Origin of the sequence: Helicobacter cinaedi CCUG 18818 = ATCC BAA-847, assembly GCF_000155475.1 — a bacterium.
In the GTDB taxonomy this organism is placed as follows: Bacteria; Campylobacterota; Campylobacteria; order Campylobacterales; family Helicobacteraceae; genus Helicobacter_C; species Helicobacter_C cinaedi.
The window spans coordinates 112,535-128,597 of the sequence record NZ_DS990393.1; the positions used below are offsets into that span (position 1 = coordinate 112,535).

Sequence of the window (16,063 nt, forward strand, 5' to 3'; positions counted from 1 at the left end):
TGTGTGTTTTTATGCTTTTGTAGTTTGTAGAATTTTTATATTCTAATCTGCTTAAATTTTAGATTCATTTCCTAGCTTCAAACTACTCCTGCATAATCTTGCATAGCTCATCAAGAGAGCGTTGAAAGTCCCACTTTTCATCAATCTCTTGTTTTAAAAATGCTTCCATTGCTGTGCGTTTATTTATCGCCTCATCAAGTTCTATATCTGCCCCCCTTTGATACGCTCCAATGCGGATAAGCACTTCATTTTCTTTAATCAATGAATACAACCGCCGAAACTTCCGCACATAGCCTAAATGCTCCGGGCTAATAATATCATTAATAATCCTTGAAGCAGAGTTTAGAATATTTATCGGTGGGTAGATTCCCATATCTGTCAAATCACGATTAAGCACAATATGCCCATCTAGGATACTTCTGCTTTGGTCTGCAATAGGATCGCTCAAGTCATCACCCTCAACTAGCACGGTAAAAAACGCTGTGATAGAGCCTACGCTATCTTCTTTCCCCGCCCTTTCCATAAGCTGTGGCAGGAGCGTTAAGACTGATGGGGGATAGCCCTTACTCGTAGGTGGCTCTCCTAGGGCTAGTCCTATCTCTCGCTGAGCCATAGCAAAACGCGTAACAGAATCCATAATAAACAGCACATCATTGCCAAGCGATTTAAAATATTCAGCAATAGCCATTGCACTAAATGCCCCATATTTACGCATAAGTGGCGAATCATCGCTTGTAGCCACCACAAGAATGGTATTTGTCAAATCATTATTAAGATTCTTATAGATAAACTCCGGCACTTCCCTGCCCCGCTCCCCTATCAATGCAATAACCTTAATGGGTGCTTTTGCCCCACGCACTATCATACCCATAAGCGTGGATTTGCCTACGCCACTTCCAGCAAAGATTCCCATTTTTTGCCCTTTGCCACAAGTAAGAATACTATCAATGGATTTTACCCCCACCTCAAAGACTTCATCTATAAGCCCTCGCTTTAACGCACTTAGCGGCGAACGCATAAGCGGCGTTGTCGCTTGAGTATGCAAACTCCCCTTATCATCAATAGGCTCTCCCAAAGGATTCACCACTCGCCCCAGCATAGCCTCCCCCACAGGAATATTTAACCCGTGGTTTAGAATCTCCACCTTATCACCACATTTATGCCCCTCTACAAAGGAAAATGGGCTAATAAAAAATTTCTCCCCCTCAATGGCTATCACCATACCCAAACTTTGCTTTTTTTCACCCTGTGTGTGAATCTCGCTTTCATCTTCTTTATCAAATTCTTTATCAAATTTGCCACAAAGCTCCCCATTAAGTCTCCCATTACGATTTTGTGCGTTTAGATTCTGCCTACTTGGGATAATTTTTACAATATCGCCAACTGAAGGCTTCACACCATTAGCTACAAACATATTTTGCATAACTTTTATAAGCTGCCCGTAGCTTGGAGAAAGATTCATATTATGTTTTAATTTTTCTTTGATGTGAGATAATGGCATTACAAAACCTACTTTTAAGATTTTTTTTTATAGAATACCAAATTATACTTTTTTATTTCATTAAGGACCACTATGAATTTCACAACAAAACGCACAAACAACGCTAATGCCATCATTAATGGTAGTATTGCTCAATCCAAACTTGAGGAAAAGTTTGACAAAGTCATCAAAAAAATCGCTCAAAGCGTGAAAATTGATGGGTTTAGAAAAGGCAAGGTCCCCGCACAAGTCATCAAAGCAAGATACAAGGATCAAGTAGAGCAAGACGCACAGCAAGAGGCGATACAAGATTTACTTGACTTGGCACTTAAGGAGTTAAATGTCGCTCCAAACTCGCTTATTGGGAATCCTATGATTCTAAAGTTTGATAAGAATGAAGATAAGATTGATTTAGAGATAAAAATTAGCATTACACCAAGCTTTGAAACCGATAATGTAGAAAAATATGTCCCTGAAGTGCAGCTTGAAGCTATTACAAAAGCTCAAATTGATGAGCGATTAGCAGAGATTGCTAAAAGTCGCGCTCCGCTTAGTGAAATTACAGAAAATAGGGCTTTAGCAAAAGACGATACGGCAAATATTGACTTTGAAGGCTTTGTTGATGGCAAGGCGTTTGAGGGTGGTAAGGGAGAGAATTTCAACCTTGTCATTGGCTCAAATCAGTTTATCCCCGGCTTTGAAGATACTCTTATTGGTATGAAAAAGGGTGAAAAGCGAAGTATTGATGTTACTTTCCCAGAAAATTATCAAGCCACACATCTTGCGGGTAAAAAGGCGAAGTTTGATGTAACACTTCACAAGATTTTGCAAAAAGATTCAACTAAAATTGATGATGAGTTTGCAAAGAGTATCGCCGGAGTTGAATCTAGCCTTGAATCCTTAAAAGATATGATTAAAGAACAGCTTGAAATGGAGCAAAAAACCGAGCTTTATAATAAAGAGCTTAAAGAAAGGCTTGTGGAAGCATTGCTTAAAAATATCTCTTTTGACCTGCCCGAGCTTATTGTAGAGCAGGAAATGGATATTTTATTTAGAAATGCCCTATCTCAACTTGCCCCAGAAGAGATTGAAAAAATGAAAAACAATCAAGAAGAGGCAAAAAAGGTGCGTGAAACACACCGAGATGAAGCGTGTAAAAGTGTGCAAATCACTTTCATTATGGATAAATTAGCAAAACAATATAATATCGTTATCCAAGATAATGAAGTTTTACAAACGATTTATTATGAAGCGATGATGATGGGGCAGAATCCAAAAGAAGTTTTAGAATACTATCAACAAAATAACCTTGTCCCTGCTATTAAAATGACAATGATTGAAGATAGGGTGTTACATTATTTGCTTAATGAAAAGTTTGCAAAAAGCAAAGAAAAAGGCACAACTTCAAAAGCGGATTCCAAAGCAGAATCTAAGGCGGATTCAGGCAAAACGGAATCTAGCAAAAAAACTAAATAAGGATAAGCAATGAGTGGATATATTCCTTTTGTTATAGAACGCACGGGGCGAGGTGAGCGAAGTTATGATATTTACTCGCGTTTGCTTAAAGACCGCATTATTTTGCTAAGTGGCGAGATAAATGACCATATCGCTTCTTCAATCGTAGCCCAACTGCTATTCTTAGAAGCTGAAGACCCGGATAAGGATATTAACTTTTATATCAACTCGCCCGGTGGGGTTATCACAAGTGCGTTTAGCATTTATGATACGATGAATTATATCCGCTCTGATATAAGCACCATTTGCATTGGACAAGCTGCGTCTGCTGGGGCATTCTTACTTAGCTCTGGCACAAAGGGTAAGCGTTTCTCTCTGCCAAACTCTCGCATTATGATTCACCAACCACTTGGTGGCGCACAAGGACAAGCCACAGACATTGAGATTCAGGCTAAAGAGATTTTGCGTTTGAAAAAGATTCTTAATGAGATTATGGCGGAAAACACAGGGCAGAGTGTGGAAAATATCACACAAGATACGGAACGAGATTTTTTTATGAGTGGAGAAGAAGCGAAAGATTACGGATTGGTTGATAAGATTCTTACAAAAAGTTTGAAATAGGTTTTGGAGGTATTTTATGGATTTAAGTGGATTAGACTTAGATATTGGCAATAATGATTTTTTTGGGAATCTTGATGTCGTGGGGCTAGAAGGCGGTAAAGCAAAAACGCAGTCTATCCCCTCTGTGTCCATAACCCCGACAGATACGACACAAAAGCTCAGCTCTATTTCCAAACAGACAATGGAAGCCCTTGAAAAAGATGACATTTTGCCTTTACCCGAAAACTTTGAAGCTTATTTTGAAAAAACACTCTCACAAGAACAAGATGAAAATGTGCGAGAAAAGATTAAGGCGATGGTAGAGAGTGCAAATCACGATTCTAGGCTTATTGCCCTTGAAAAAACTTTCAATGATAATTTTACAACGCTTAAATCCGTTTTGGAGCAGCTCCTTACCCTTTGTAAGCAACTCTCATCAATGGAGAGCAATACAAACAAACGCCTTGCTGAAATTGCTGCTATCACAAATCCCCTTGGCACACAGAATGCCATTAAGGTGTTGCTAAACGAGATTAAGGGCTTTCACAAGCAGTTTGTTACACAAGCTGATAATATCTCTCGCTCATATCGAGATATGTATGCAAAGTCCTCCACAGCCAAAACAAGTGCTATGTATGACACAACACTTGGAATCCACAGCAAAAGCTTTTTCCTGCAATCTTTGGAACTTGAATGTAAAAATGGCAAAGAGTTTCCACGCCACTCTGCACTTGTAGTGTTTTCTCCGTCAAAGGAGCTTGGCGCACAACTCACAGACCAAACAAAGCTTGTTACGACTTTTAAAAATATCGCTAAAATCGTTTCAAAGAATATCGGCACAAAGGACCTTGTCAGCTATCTTGGCGGTGGGCGATTTGGAATGTTGCTTAAAAATGTTCAAGCCCAAGGTGCGATAGACTTGTGCGAAGAAGTGATTAAAAAATGCAAGACGACCAATATTTTTATCGGTGATTTGGATTTGCATTTGCATATCGTTATGGGCGGGATTGTATTTGATGTCAATAAAACGCCTGAATCTATGCTAGAAGAGGCAAAAGCCGCACTTGATGAAGCATTGAGCGAAAACAAACACTTGCAATTTAAACAAGCAGAAAATAGCAGCGGGGGCGGGACATTTGGCAGTGCAGATTCAGATGATTTAGATATATCTAAAGATGGCTTTGGAGATGATTTTGGCGACTTTGGCGATTTTGAAATATCCTAACCCCATTTTGCGTCAAAAATCTACAAAAGTAGAATCTTTTGATGAATCTCTACATACCCTACTTGATGATATGTATGAGACGATGATAGAAAGTGGCGGTGTGGGACTGGCGGCAATTCAAGTCGGCATTGCCAAGCGGATTCTTGTTATCAATCTCCCACGAGATGAGGATAAGCAACAATACAAAGAAGATTTACTAGAAGTAATTAATCCCACTTTTTTAACCCAAGAAGATGATATAGAGTGGGAGGAGGGCTGTCTGTCTGTGCCGGAGTTTTATGAAAGTGTGAAGCGATTTAATAAAGTGTCAGTCGCTTATAAAGATAGATTTGGCAATGATAAGATTCTCCAAGCAGAGGGCTTTTTAGCCGTGGCATTACAACACGAGATAGATCATTTAAATGGAATCTTATTTGTAGATAAGCTCCCCATTCTTAGACGCAAGAAGTTTGAAAAAGAACTCAAAAAACTAAAAAATCAAAAAACATAATGGTTAATACAATCCTTAGTGCGACAAGCTTTGGCACGAGTGCAAAAATCATTCAGGTAGAAGCCACTTTCATTAGGGGACTGCCTAGCTTTAATATCACAGGTCTAGCCCATAGCTCTATCCAAGAATCCAAACAACGCGTCCAAGCTGCACTTGCCAATATCGGTATCACCCTGCCACCGCAAAAAATTAATATCAATCTCTCCCCCTCAGATATTCCCAAAAATGGAGGGCATTTTGACTTGCCAATCGCCCTAGCACTGCAAAAAACGCAGCTCAAGGATATTTTTGCCTTTGGGGAGCTAGGGCTTGATGGGAGTGTGAAATACACAGATTCTATTTATCCACTCCTGCTTGACATTACCCTTTTGCATAAGGACGCAAAAGTCATTGTCCCCTTGTCTGCAAAAGAGCTTCTATCCCCCATTCCGCATTTGCAATTTTATTTTGTCTCGCACCTGCAAGAAGCCATAGATATTTTGAATAATCTAGAATCTAATCCGCATAGCACAACGCCCCATAGCATAGATTCTATCTCGCATTTTGGCTTTGCAAACTTTGAAGTGCAAGGGGAGAAATATTTTTATAATGAAAATTTTGACTTTGATTTTAGCGAAGTGCAGGGGCAGGATATTGCTAAGCGTGTTGCCCTTATTGCTGCTGCTGGGCTTCATAACTTCATTATGGAAGGCTCACCGGGTAGTGGCAAAAGTATGATAGCCAAGCGTTTGCCCTATATTCTCCCGCCTAGCTCACTGCAAGAGATGATAGAAACCATAAAATATCAGTCCCTAAACAAGCAAACTGCCACTTATACGCCACTTCGCCCATTCCGCAATCCCCATCAAAGTGCGAGTAAATCAAGTATCCTAGGCTCTGCTACGCAGTATGAAGTCAAGCCCGGGGAAGTGGCATTAGCCCATAATGGCATTTTATTTTTTGATGAATTACCGCATTTTAAAAAAGATATTTTAGAATCTCTGCGTGAGCCACTTGAAAATAATAAACTTAGCATTTCACGCGTGCATTCAAAGCTTGAATATGATACAAACTTCCTATTTGTCGCCGCACTCAATCCCTGCCCGTGCGGGAATCTGCTTAGTAAAACAAAGGAATGCCGCTGTCAAGAACGAGAGATTAGTCTCTATCGTGGGCGATTATCCCAGCCATTTTTAGATAGGATTGATTTATTCGTGCAGATGAATGAGTATGAAAAAGATAGGAATCTACCAAAAGGGCTAGATTCTAAGAGTATGCAAGAGCTTGTATTTCAAGCCTTTACAATGCAAAAGCAAAGGGGGCAAAACGCCTTCAATGGCAAGTTAAATGAAAAAGAGATTGAGACATATTGCAAGCTAGATTCACAATCACTTGCCTTACTTACCCAAGCAAGTGAGCGTTTCTCACTCTCATATCGTGGGCTAAATAAGATTAAAAAAGTCGCACGAACCATTGCCGATTTAGCAGGGGAGCAGGAGATACAAAAAGCCCATATCCTAGAAGCGTTGAGTTATAGGAAAATCTAAGGAGAGACTATGCACGATAAACAAGCCCTGCATCGCCGTTTAAAAAAAATCATAGGTCAGCTTAATGGCATTGATAAGATGATAAGTGAAGACGCTCCCTGCCCTGATGTGCTTATCCAGCTTAATGCCGCAAAAAGTGCCATTCACAAAGTGGGGCAGATTGTGCTTGAGGGGCATATTAATCATTGTGTGCGAGATAGTATCGCAGATTCTAAAAGCGATATTGACACGGCACTTAGTGATCTTGCCAAAGCCCTAGAGCATTTTGGTCGTATGAGTTAGAAGCATCTCTATTGCTTAATAAACAAAGTGTGTTAAGCAGAATCTTAAAAAAAAGCCTCTACTCTTGCAAACTTTCCTTAATCGCCAAACGCATATTTTCAAGCACATTTAGGCAGGTGTTAATCTCATCTTGTGAAAAACGCGAAAAAAGCAAAGATTCTAATTTTTTGATTTTATCTTTAATAAGATTAAGTGCATTTTCACCATTTGGGGTAAGCACAAGGAGTGTAGTGCGTTTATCACAAGAATCTTGAGTTTTTACAAACAAGCCCTTATTGACAAGGGAATTAGCCTCGCGTGAAATAGTCGCCTTATCCTTATGCAGCTCCCTTGCGATATGGCTAATGTGAATTTTGGGATTTTCTGATACCATAAAAAGTATCACACCTTGCTCAAAGCTAAGATTATGAGCCTTAAGCTCTTTAATGAAAAATTCCTGAAAACTTCTAGCCGTTCTACCGATGTGATGCCCGATGAGATATTGCGTATCATTCTGCAAAATTTAAGCCTTTTTAAAGTTAGATTGTGGGTATTGTAACAAATTTTGCTATAATTTGCACTTAGGCATAGTAGGTGGTTGCTTTTGTTTAACAAAAGAGGAAAGTCCGAGCTACAAAGACAGGATTCCATTTAACAAATGGCTAAGGTAACTTAAGGGAAAGTGCAACAGAAAACAACCGCTTTTGCAAGAAAGTAAGGGTGAAAAGGTGGGGTAAGAGCCTACCGATTTTGCAGCAATGCAAAATGTCAATGCAAACCCAATCCGTAGCAAGAAGAGTATGGTTATCGTCTTACACTTCAAACTCTTCGCTTGAGACATATTGTGAAATATGCCCTAGATAAATAGCCACCCACGACAGAACTCGGCTTATCGCTATGCCTAGTTTGACGCATATTTAATGACTATACATTCTTTCAAGCTAGAATCCAAACTCGCTAAAACCGCTTAGAACTAAATTACAAAGACAACGCATTATATGGAACAAAATATGCTTAAACAATCAACAAGATTCCAAAGTGAAGAGGTAAATATGCAAAATATAATCGCCATGATGCAAAAGCACCAAAAGGACATAGAAAAGCAATTTAGCCAAGATTCTAATACGCAAAGCATACATAAATTTAGCGAGGATATGAAAGGGGCAAATGAGTTTATAGGAGCATTGCAAACGGCGAATGTAGCGTGTAGAAAGATTTTGAAACTAGCAAAAGATTTGGGTGCAAACAGCCTTTCACAAGATTCGCAAGACTTGCAGGACATTATAGAAAACACCGCTTTTATGGGGGTAAAGCTCTTTAACACACAGCTTAGCACGACACTCAATGCGACTTCTTACATATTTTGTATTGATAACCCTATGCCACTGCTTCAAGCAGATTCAAATACACAAGCCCTTATTGCCTACATAGAGGAAAAATCACAGGAAATCACGCAGATGCTTCTAACTCTTAGCGATGCGTTAATAGAATCTAGCACACCTAGCACATCAAGCGAGAATTACAACTTTAATGAGTTTAACGCCAAGGCGTTTAGCCAAATGCTTAAAGGATAGAAATGTTGCGTTTTGCTCCATCTCCCACAGGTGATATACATATAGGCAACCTGCGGGCTGCGATTTTTAACTACATTATTGCCAAACAAACTAACCAAAAGTTCCTTATCCGCATTGAAGATACAGACTTAGCAAGAAATATTGAAGGCAAAGATAAGGAGATTCTCTCTCTTTTAAATCTTTTTGGCTTATTGTGGGATAATCTTATCTATCAAAGTCATAATTTTGACAAGCACCGCCAACTCGCACAATATCTCATAGAAAAAGATTTAGCCTTTTACTGCTACTGCTCTAAGGAGTTTTTAGAATCTAAGCGAGAAGAGGCAAAAGCACAAAAAAAGCCTTTTCGCTACGATATGCAGTGGGCGGAGCTTGAAAAGCATACAAATAAAAATCCCGTTATCCGCATTAAAGGAGCAAGCTCCACCATTAGCTTTGAAGATTCAATCAAAGGACATCTAAGCTTTGAACCCCACGAGATTGATAGCTTTGTGATTATCAAAGAAGATGGAATCCCAACCTATAACTTCGCTTGTGCGGTAGATGATATGCTCTATGATGTAAGCTTTGTAGTGCGTGGAGAAGATCATACAAGCAACACTCCACGGCAGATTCTAATCCATCGTGCTTTGGGCTATGAAAAAGTCTTAGGCTACGCACATTTGCCTATTATTTTGGGAGAAAGCGGTAGTAAGATGAGTAAGCGAGATAGTGCCTCATCTGTGGCGTGGCTGTTAGAGCAGGGCTTTTTACCACAAGCGATTATCAACTATCTCATCTCAATGGGGAATCATACGCCCCAAGAAGTGTTTAAACTGCAAGAAAGCTTTGCGTGGTTTGATATAAAAAATATCGCTAGATCGCCTGTGAAGTTTGACATCAAGCGATTAAGATTCTTAAATAGAGAACATTTAAAAATGCTAAACGAGCAGGAATTTGCCCTGCTTGTTGATAGCAAAGATTCAAGTGTGGGGGCATTAGCAAAGCTACATTTGCAAGAGGCAAGCACACTTAATGAGATAAGAGAAAAGCTAGATAAGATTTTTGCTCCAAAGTGCATAGAGACTGCTGAAAATGGAGAGAGCGGAGAAAACTATGTGGAGGAATGTAAAATTTTATATGCGATTTTATGCGAGATGATAGAATCTAAGGACTTAAATTTGCAAGATTATGAAAGCTTGAAAAATGCCCTAATGCAACGCTCAAACTTAAAGGGCAAAAAATTCTTTAAGCCTTTAAGGATTCTGCTCACCGGACAAACGCACGGCTTAGAATTAAGCGAGATTTACCCCTATTTGCGATTTTTCCTAAAAGATATTGTGCGATTAGATAGAAATGCCATTGCGGATTCAAATGCAGATTCAACACAAGCTATAAAAGACTAGGAGGAGATGATGGTAGTAGGCACTCTCTTAAATGCGGTTGCTATGATTTTGAGTATGCTTATAAATCTTTATGTGTGGGTGATTGTGATTGCCGCACTTGTAAGCTGGGTAAGACCTGATCCATACAACCCCATCGTGCAAGTGCTAAATCGCCTAACACAGCCCCTTTATGCTAGGCTACGCTCCATTATACCAACAGCGATAAATGGCATTGACTTTGCCCCACTTATTGTGGCGGTGCTACTTAAATTTATTGATTTATCTCTCGTGCAGATTCTAGCCAACTACGCTAAAACTTTGCAAATTTAAGGATAAAAATGAGAAGCTTAATCTTACTGCTTTTAGCCCTTTGTATTGGTTTTGCCAAAACGGATATTATACTTGAATTTTTAGAATCTAAGCCAAAAGGCTTGGCAAGGGATTTTTACATCTGGCAATTTTTATCAAATGAGCATACTTCATTGCAAGATGCACTCAAAGCCTATGAGCTTATCCACCGCAAAACTTCAAAGCTTGATAGCCTTATGAGTGCCAAAGGAAAAGTCAGCGAACTCCCACGCAAACTTTATTGCCAACGCTTGAGCTTTGAAAGTCTAAAAAAGCAAGACAAAGATTGTATAAAATCAGGGCTAAATCTCGCTAATGTCCCCACAATGCCACAGAAAAATAAAGACTTTTTGCTCAAAACCTTTCAAAATGATCCTACATACAAAAAACGCATTGAGATTCTAAGCAAACCAAATATCCTAACAGGTATGCTAAATAGCGATGCGGCGACTTTTGCAGCCTTGTATTATACACTAAGAGATAACCAACGCTTACAGATTATCAATCAAACCATTAAACCCCAAGCCCTTAAAAAATTTGCTGATGAAAATAATAAATCTTTTAACAATATGCTACAAAAAATCATCGTTACCCACGATAACAGCTATGCAAAGTTTAAAAAATCGCTTATCGGTGCAAAAATTACAGGAGCAGATTCTTACACACTTTTTTTGCTAGGGCTTAATGAGATTTTACATCAAAAGCCCAAAGCGGCATTAGAATATTTTAGACTTTCAAGTAAAAATGCCCCAACAGCTATGCAAAAAAATCGTGCTTTGTTTTGGGAATACTCCCTAAGCCACGATAACAAAGTCTTAGAGAATCTTGCTTCAAGCACAAATGTGGATCTCTACACCATTTATGCTAATCAAAAGTTAGGCGTAAAACCAAGCTACGAAGTAGTAACAGATTTAGGCAAACTCTCACCTAAAAAGCCTGATTTTGACATTAAAGACCCATTCCAATGGCAACTTTTAAAAGATAATCTCTCGCAAGTTAAGAGTGATAAAGACTTAGAAGAGTTAAGCAAACATTTCACCTATGAAGATACAAGCGCACATCTTGCGTATGTTTTAAATCAGCTCAATAAATTTAAGATTCACTATTTTATCACGCCTTTTAGCGACAAGCTTAAGTGGAAAAGTGATCACGAAAAAGCCTTTACCTATGCTATTGCCAAGCAGGAAAGCACCCTTTTGCCCGCTCTTGTCTCGACTTCTTATGCTTTGGGTATGATGCAAATTATGCCTTTTAATGTAGAGCCTTTTGCCAAAAGCTTAAAACGCGACAATATCACGCTTGAAGATATGTTTAACCCCATAACCGCCCTAGAATTTGGGACATTCTATCTTAATGATTTGGGCAGGGAGTTTAAACATCCGCTTTTTGTATCTTATGCTTACAATGGCGGTCCGGGCTTTTTACGCCGCACATTAAAAACAAAAAAATTCTTTTTGAAAAATCGCAACTACGAGCCGTGGCTCTCTATGGAACTTATCCCCTATAAAGAATCCCGTGATTATGGCTTTAGAGTTTTAGCAAATTATATTGTTTATCAAGAGAGTTTTGGCAATACTATCAATCTTGAAGAATATCTCAAGCAAACACTTATCAATTAAGGAGATTCTATGATACATAAATGCTTATTTCCCGCCGCTGGGTATGGCACACGATTTTTACCCGCAACAAAAGCTATGCCAAAAGAAATGCTCCCTATTCTTACAAAGCCCCTTATTCAATATGGTGTAGAAGAAGCTTTAGAATCTGGTTGCCACAATATCGGCATTGTTACAGGGCGGGGCAAACGCAGTATTGAAGACCATTTTGATATAAATTATGAGCTAGAACATCAAATCTCTGGCACAGATAAAGAAGAACTACTCTCTAGCATTAGGAAACTCACAGATTCTTGCACCTTTTCTTACACAAGGCAAAATGAAATGAAAGGCTTAGGACACGCTATTTTGACAGGCGAAACACTCATTGGTAATGAAGCCTTTGCCGTAATCCTTGCTGATGACTTGTGTCATAATGCAAAAGGTGCAGGGGTGCTTAACCAAATGGTAGCTTTATACAAAAAATATCGTTGCTCCATTGTGGCTATTGAAGAAGTGGATAAGAATGAAGTGAATAAATACGGCATTATCCAAGGTGAAGAGATAGAATCTGGCGTGTATCGTGTAAGCGATATGATAGAAAAGCCAAGCATTGATAAAGCCCCTAGCAATCTTGCCATTATTGGTCGCTATATTTTAACGCCTGATATTTTTGATATTCTGCGTGTTACAAAGCCGGGCAAAAAAGGGGAGATTCAAATCACTGATGCCCTTTTAGAGCAAGCCAAGCAAGGCAGAGTATTAGCCTATAAATTTCAAGGCAAACGCTATGACTGCGGAAGTATTGATGGCTATGTAAAAGCAACAATTGATTTTTATGAGCATTTTAAGCACTAGAAGCCCTTAAATGTTTAATATTAGCTTTTATGTTGTTTGTTGGTTGGTATTTTTTCTGCTATGCTTACCTGTTATCTTTGCTGGGCTTTTGGCTGTTGCACTTGAAAATGATAAGACAGAGATACAAGAAAGTCGCTTGAGTATCCTGTTTAAAGAACTCAATGAGTTTGCAAATGACAAAGCTAAACTTAAGCCATTGCTTGATGAGTTTTTACGCTCTTTTAAGACTTATCCAAAGAATGGCGAAGAGTATGGCTTGTGGATTGAGCTTATTTCTGCCTTTGCTGTAAATATGAATCTTATGGAGGTTGATGAAGTAGTGAATTTTCAAGATAGCCTTGAATCTGCCAACCCTGAAAGCAAAGCAAATATCAAAGAGGCAATTGGCAGAGCCTTACAAAAACGCGAAAGCAAATAAGCACAAACAAAAGGATAAGAAATGGATTTTTTACAAATACACAAAACTCCAAAGATTCAAGGAAGCATTAGCATTTCTGGTGCGAAAAACTCCGCCCTACCCATACTTGCAGCCACACTTCTTAGTAAAAACGAAGTAACAATCAGCAATCTGCCTAATGTAGCTGATGTCAAAACTCTAGCTAAACTTTTAGAACATCTAGGCGTGAATCTTGAGTGGTGTAATCCTAACACACTCAAAGCTCAAGCCCAAAATATCGTGCATACTAAAGCCATTTATGATATTGTGCGAAAAATGCGTGCTTCTATTCTTGTGCTTGGACCGCTTTTAGCGCGATTTGGACATTGCGAGGTGAGTTTGCCCGGTGGCTGTGCTATTGGTGCGCGTCCTGTGGATTTGCATATCAAGGCTATGGAAAAAATGGGTGCAACAATTCAAATTAAGGGTGGATATATTATTGCTGAAGCCAAAGGCGGACTAAAAGGGGCTGATATTTTATTTGATAAAATCACCGTTACAGGCAGTGAAAATGTCATTATGGCAGCCGCCTTAGCTCAAGGCACAACGCGTATTATTAATGCTGCTAAAGAGCCTGAAGTCGTGCAACTATGCGAGATTCTAGCCCAAAGTGGCGTTGAGATTATAGGTATTGGGACAAATGAGCTAACTATTACAGGCAGTGGCGGAGAATTACTTGATTTTAATCCTATTGAAGTTATACCTGATAGAATTGAAGCTGGGACCTATCTATGTGTTGCGGCAATCACAAACTCTTCTATCACGCTTGAAAGGGTGCAAAATGCTCATCTTGGAGCGATTACTGATAAGCTAGAAGAGATTGGCTTTAGTTTTAACAGGCACGATTCTTCACTCACTTTGCTTCCAGCACAGAAGCTAAAACCTTTTGAGATTATTACCACTGAATATCCCGGATTCCCAACCGATATGCAAGCACAATTTATGGCTCTAGCGACACAATGTGAAGGCACAAGCGTGATTGAAGAGCGATTATTTGAAAATCGCTTTATGCATGTGAGTGAATTGCAACGCTTGGGTGCAGATATTTCACTCAAAGGCAATCACGCCACGATAAAGGGCATTAGCCCCCTTGTTGGAGCCGATGTAATGGCGACAGACTTAAGGGCAAGTTCCGCCCTCATCGTTGCTGCCCTTGTGAGTGAAGGGGTAACAAATATCCACAGAATCTACCACCTTGATAGAGGCTATGAACAAATTGAAAAAAAGCTTCTTAATCTAGGTGTCAATATCACACGCCTAAAGAGCTAGATTCTAAGTCTATGGGGAAAATCTAAGGGGGACAAGTGATAAAAAATGTGATAAAAAGAATCTTTTTAGTCTTAAGCGTAGTCTTTGCTTTCACAGCACTTGCAACACAGAGTGAAGTAAATGAGCTGGAATTAAGAATCTCCTACACAGGAAGCAAAGATTCACCTATCACCATAAAGACACAATACTGCAAAGGCACAACGCTCAAATGTGGCAAACAAATTAAAATCGCACCAAATGGCGTTGTGATTTTCCGTGCAAATTACATTAATGATAAATACGATGGACTTGTCCGCTCATATTACTTAAGCGGCAAACTTAAAGAATCCCGAGAATATATTGAGGGCAAAGAGACAAATACCCGCACACTTTATTATGAAAATGGCAAGATTGAAAGCTCACAAATGTATGTGGATAATAAACGCGAGGGCGAGGGCAAAAAATACTATGAATCTGGCAAAATAAAAGAACAGTTTTTTTACAAAAATGATATGCGTGAGGGCGTAAGGCAGGAATTTGACAAGTATGAAAAGCTCACTTTTGAGACAATGTATAAACAAGGCAAGAAGCAATGGATTAAGCAATACGACACAAAAGGTAATGTCATTAATGAAACAAGCTGTCGCTGGAATCCGTGCTACTAAAAGGAGGGAAAATGACAAAGGGCAAAATAATAACAAAAGCTTGTAGCTTTCTTATCTTTTGCTATGTGTTAGGGTTTTTGACCGCCTGCCAACGAGAGCCAACACCACAAGAAACCACAATTTCAACCCCCGCAAAAACACCCACACACAAACAAAACGAAAATACAAAGCCTAAGCAAAAGCCCACTCAAAAACCTACTCAAACTTCTGCTAAAAATGCTATCAAAGATTCTATCTCAAACCCTGCCCAAAGCCCCATAAATGAGCCAAACACAAGCACTCCAAGCAGTCAAAAAGAGCAAGATTTTGTAGCTTCCACAGAGCCTTTATCTCCACAAGAAAGCCAAACTCACAAAAAAACCTACACGCAAGAAATGCTTGAAAACATCACAGGAGAGGAAAAAAACGAGCAAATACAAGAAGATGGACGCACATATAACGCCCAAATCACTTACAAAAATGGCACAAAAATCAAGCACGGCAAAGAGATTCTATACTACCTTGATGGCGGAGTGGCACAGAGAGCATTTTATATTGATGGCAAAATGGAGGGGTTATTTCAAATGTTTAGCCAAAAAGGTGTGCTGATTTATGAAGCCCATTATCGTAATGGGCTACTTCACGGACCTTGCAGACTTTTTGATGTAACAAGTGGCAAGATTAAAAGTGAGATGAACTTTGCCTATGGTTTGCAAGAAGGACAGATGAATATTTATGACATAAAAAATGGCAAACTTTGGCATCAGCTCCACTACAAACAAGGCAAAAAAGAAGGCAAGGCAGTAGGGTTTGATGAATCCGGCAAGATTGTGCGTGAAGTGTTTTACAACCAAGATATGGAAATAAAGCGTTAAAACAAAATATGCTAGAATGCGGGGATTGCTACAAGAATTTTCACAAGTAAAGATTTTTACAAAAATTATCACAACATATAAAGG

At 39.2% G+C, this 16,063-nt stretch carries 17 protein-coding genes and 1 other RNA gene; 16 read left to right on the forward strand and 2 right to left on the reverse strand.

All coding sequences use genetic code 11. The features are described from left to right. Positions 1-82: 82 nt before the first annotated feature. The gene (gene fliI, locus HCCG_RS08450) at positions 83-1,501 is read right to left on the reverse strand and encodes a flagellar protein export ATPase FliI (RefSeq protein WP_002957078.1); all 1,419 of its coding nucleotides are present in this window, start codon (positions 1,499-1,501) and stop codon (positions 83-85) included. A gap of 72 nt (positions 1,502-1,573) precedes the next feature. Here fliI and tig point away from each other — a divergent pair, with 72 nt between their 5' ends. Genes tig through HCCG_RS08480 form a run of 6 tightly spaced genes read left to right on the forward strand, consistent with a single transcriptional unit; the run spans position 1,574 to position 7,058 of the window. After that, positions 1,574-2,956 (forward strand): trigger factor, encoded by a 1,383-nt coding sequence (tig, locus tag HCCG_RS08455; protein ID WP_002957079.1) that lies wholly within the window; start codon positions 1,574-1,576, stop codon positions 2,954-2,956. Positions 2,957-2,965: 9 nt separating this feature from the next. Further along, complete coding sequence (gene clpP, locus HCCG_RS08460) at positions 2,966-3,556, forward strand: ATP-dependent Clp endopeptidase proteolytic subunit ClpP (RefSeq protein WP_002957080.1); 591 nt, start codon at positions 2,966-2,968, stop codon at positions 3,554-3,556. Between the two features lie 16 nt (positions 3,557-3,572). After that, positions 3,573-4,760, forward strand: a complete 1,188-nt coding sequence (locus HCCG_RS08465; protein ID WP_002957081.1) for a GGDEF domain-containing protein — start codon at positions 3,573-3,575, stop codon at positions 4,758-4,760. Beyond that, positions 4,711-5,250, forward strand: coding sequence for a peptide deformylase (gene def / locus HCCG_RS08470; RefSeq protein ID WP_002957082.1), 540 nt, complete (start codon positions 4,711-4,713; stop codon positions 5,248-5,250). Before HCCG_RS08465 ends, def begins: the two co-directional genes overlap by 50 nt. After that, positions 5,250-6,776, forward strand: a complete 1,527-nt coding sequence (locus HCCG_RS08475) for a YifB family Mg chelatase-like AAA ATPase (RefSeq protein ID WP_002957083.1) — start codon at positions 5,250-5,252, stop codon at positions 6,774-6,776. Before def ends, HCCG_RS08475 begins: the two co-directional genes overlap by 1 nt. Positions 6,777-6,785: 9 nt before the next feature. Continuing rightward, positions 6,786-7,058, forward strand: a complete 273-nt coding sequence (locus HCCG_RS08480; RefSeq protein ID WP_002957084.1) for a metal-sensing transcriptional repressor — start codon at positions 6,786-6,788, stop codon at positions 7,056-7,058. A gap of 58 nt (positions 7,059-7,116) precedes the next feature. On the opposite strand, the gene HCCG_RS08485 is transcribed toward HCCG_RS08480, so the two are convergent. Next, positions 7,117-7,557 (reverse strand): MarR family winged helix-turn-helix transcriptional regulator, encoded by a 441-nt coding sequence (locus tag HCCG_RS08485; protein ID WP_002957085.1) that lies wholly within the window; start codon positions 7,555-7,557, stop codon positions 7,117-7,119. Between the two features lie 62 nt (positions 7,558-7,619). Between HCCG_RS08485 and rnpB the strand changes: the two genes are divergently transcribed. From rnpB to HCCG_RS08530, 10 genes are all read left to right on the forward strand, one after another. Then, an RNA gene (rnpB, locus tag HCCG_RS11545) (RNase P RNA component class A) lies at positions 7,620-7,945 on the forward strand. A gap of 102 nt (positions 7,946-8,047) precedes the next feature. Further along, positions 8,048-8,611: a flagellar FLiS export co-chaperone gene (locus tag HCCG_RS08490; RefSeq protein WP_230197936.1), complete on the forward strand. Its 564-nt coding sequence runs from the start codon at positions 8,048-8,050 to the stop codon at positions 8,609-8,611. Positions 8,612-8,613: 2 nt separating this feature from the next. Continuing rightward, a complete protein-coding gene (gene gltX / locus HCCG_RS08495) occupies positions 8,614-9,996 on the forward strand; it encodes a glutamate--tRNA ligase (RefSeq protein WP_002957087.1) in 1,383 nt (460 codons plus the stop codon). Between the two features lie 9 nt (positions 9,997-10,005). Then, a complete protein-coding gene (locus tag HCCG_RS08500) occupies positions 10,006-10,305 on the forward strand; it encodes a YggT family protein (RefSeq protein ID WP_002957088.1) in 300 nt (99 codons plus the stop codon). A gap of 8 nt (positions 10,306-10,313) precedes the next feature. Continuing rightward, positions 10,314-11,942, forward strand: coding sequence for a lytic transglycosylase domain-containing protein (locus HCCG_RS08505; RefSeq protein WP_002957089.1), 1,629 nt, complete (start codon positions 10,314-10,316; stop codon positions 11,940-11,942). A 9-nt stretch (positions 11,943-11,951) separates the two neighbouring features. Further along, positions 11,952-12,776 (forward strand): UTP--glucose-1-phosphate uridylyltransferase GalU, encoded by an 825-nt coding sequence (gene galU, locus HCCG_RS08510; protein ID WP_002957090.1) that lies wholly within the window; start codon positions 11,952-11,954, stop codon positions 12,774-12,776. A 10-nt stretch (positions 12,777-12,786) separates the two neighbouring features. Further along, positions 12,787-13,194, forward strand: a complete 408-nt coding sequence (locus HCCG_RS08515) for a hypothetical protein (protein WP_002957091.1) — start codon at positions 12,787-12,789, stop codon at positions 13,192-13,194. Between the two features lie 21 nt (positions 13,195-13,215). Continuing rightward, positions 13,216-14,481, forward strand: a complete 1,266-nt coding sequence (gene murA / locus HCCG_RS08520; RefSeq protein ID WP_002957092.1) for a UDP-N-acetylglucosamine 1-carboxyvinyltransferase — start codon at positions 13,216-13,218, stop codon at positions 14,479-14,481. 35 nt (positions 14,482-14,516) lie between these two features. Then, the gene (locus HCCG_RS08525) at positions 14,517-15,125 is read left to right on the forward strand and encodes a toxin-antitoxin system YwqK family antitoxin (RefSeq protein ID WP_002957093.1); all 609 of its coding nucleotides are present in this window, start codon (positions 14,517-14,519) and stop codon (positions 15,123-15,125) included. A gap of 11 nt (positions 15,126-15,136) precedes the next feature. Beyond that, entirely contained in the window at positions 15,137-15,979 is an 843-nt protein-coding gene (locus HCCG_RS08530; protein ID WP_002957094.1) for a hypothetical protein, read from the forward strand. Positions 15,980-16,063 lie beyond the last annotated feature (84 nt).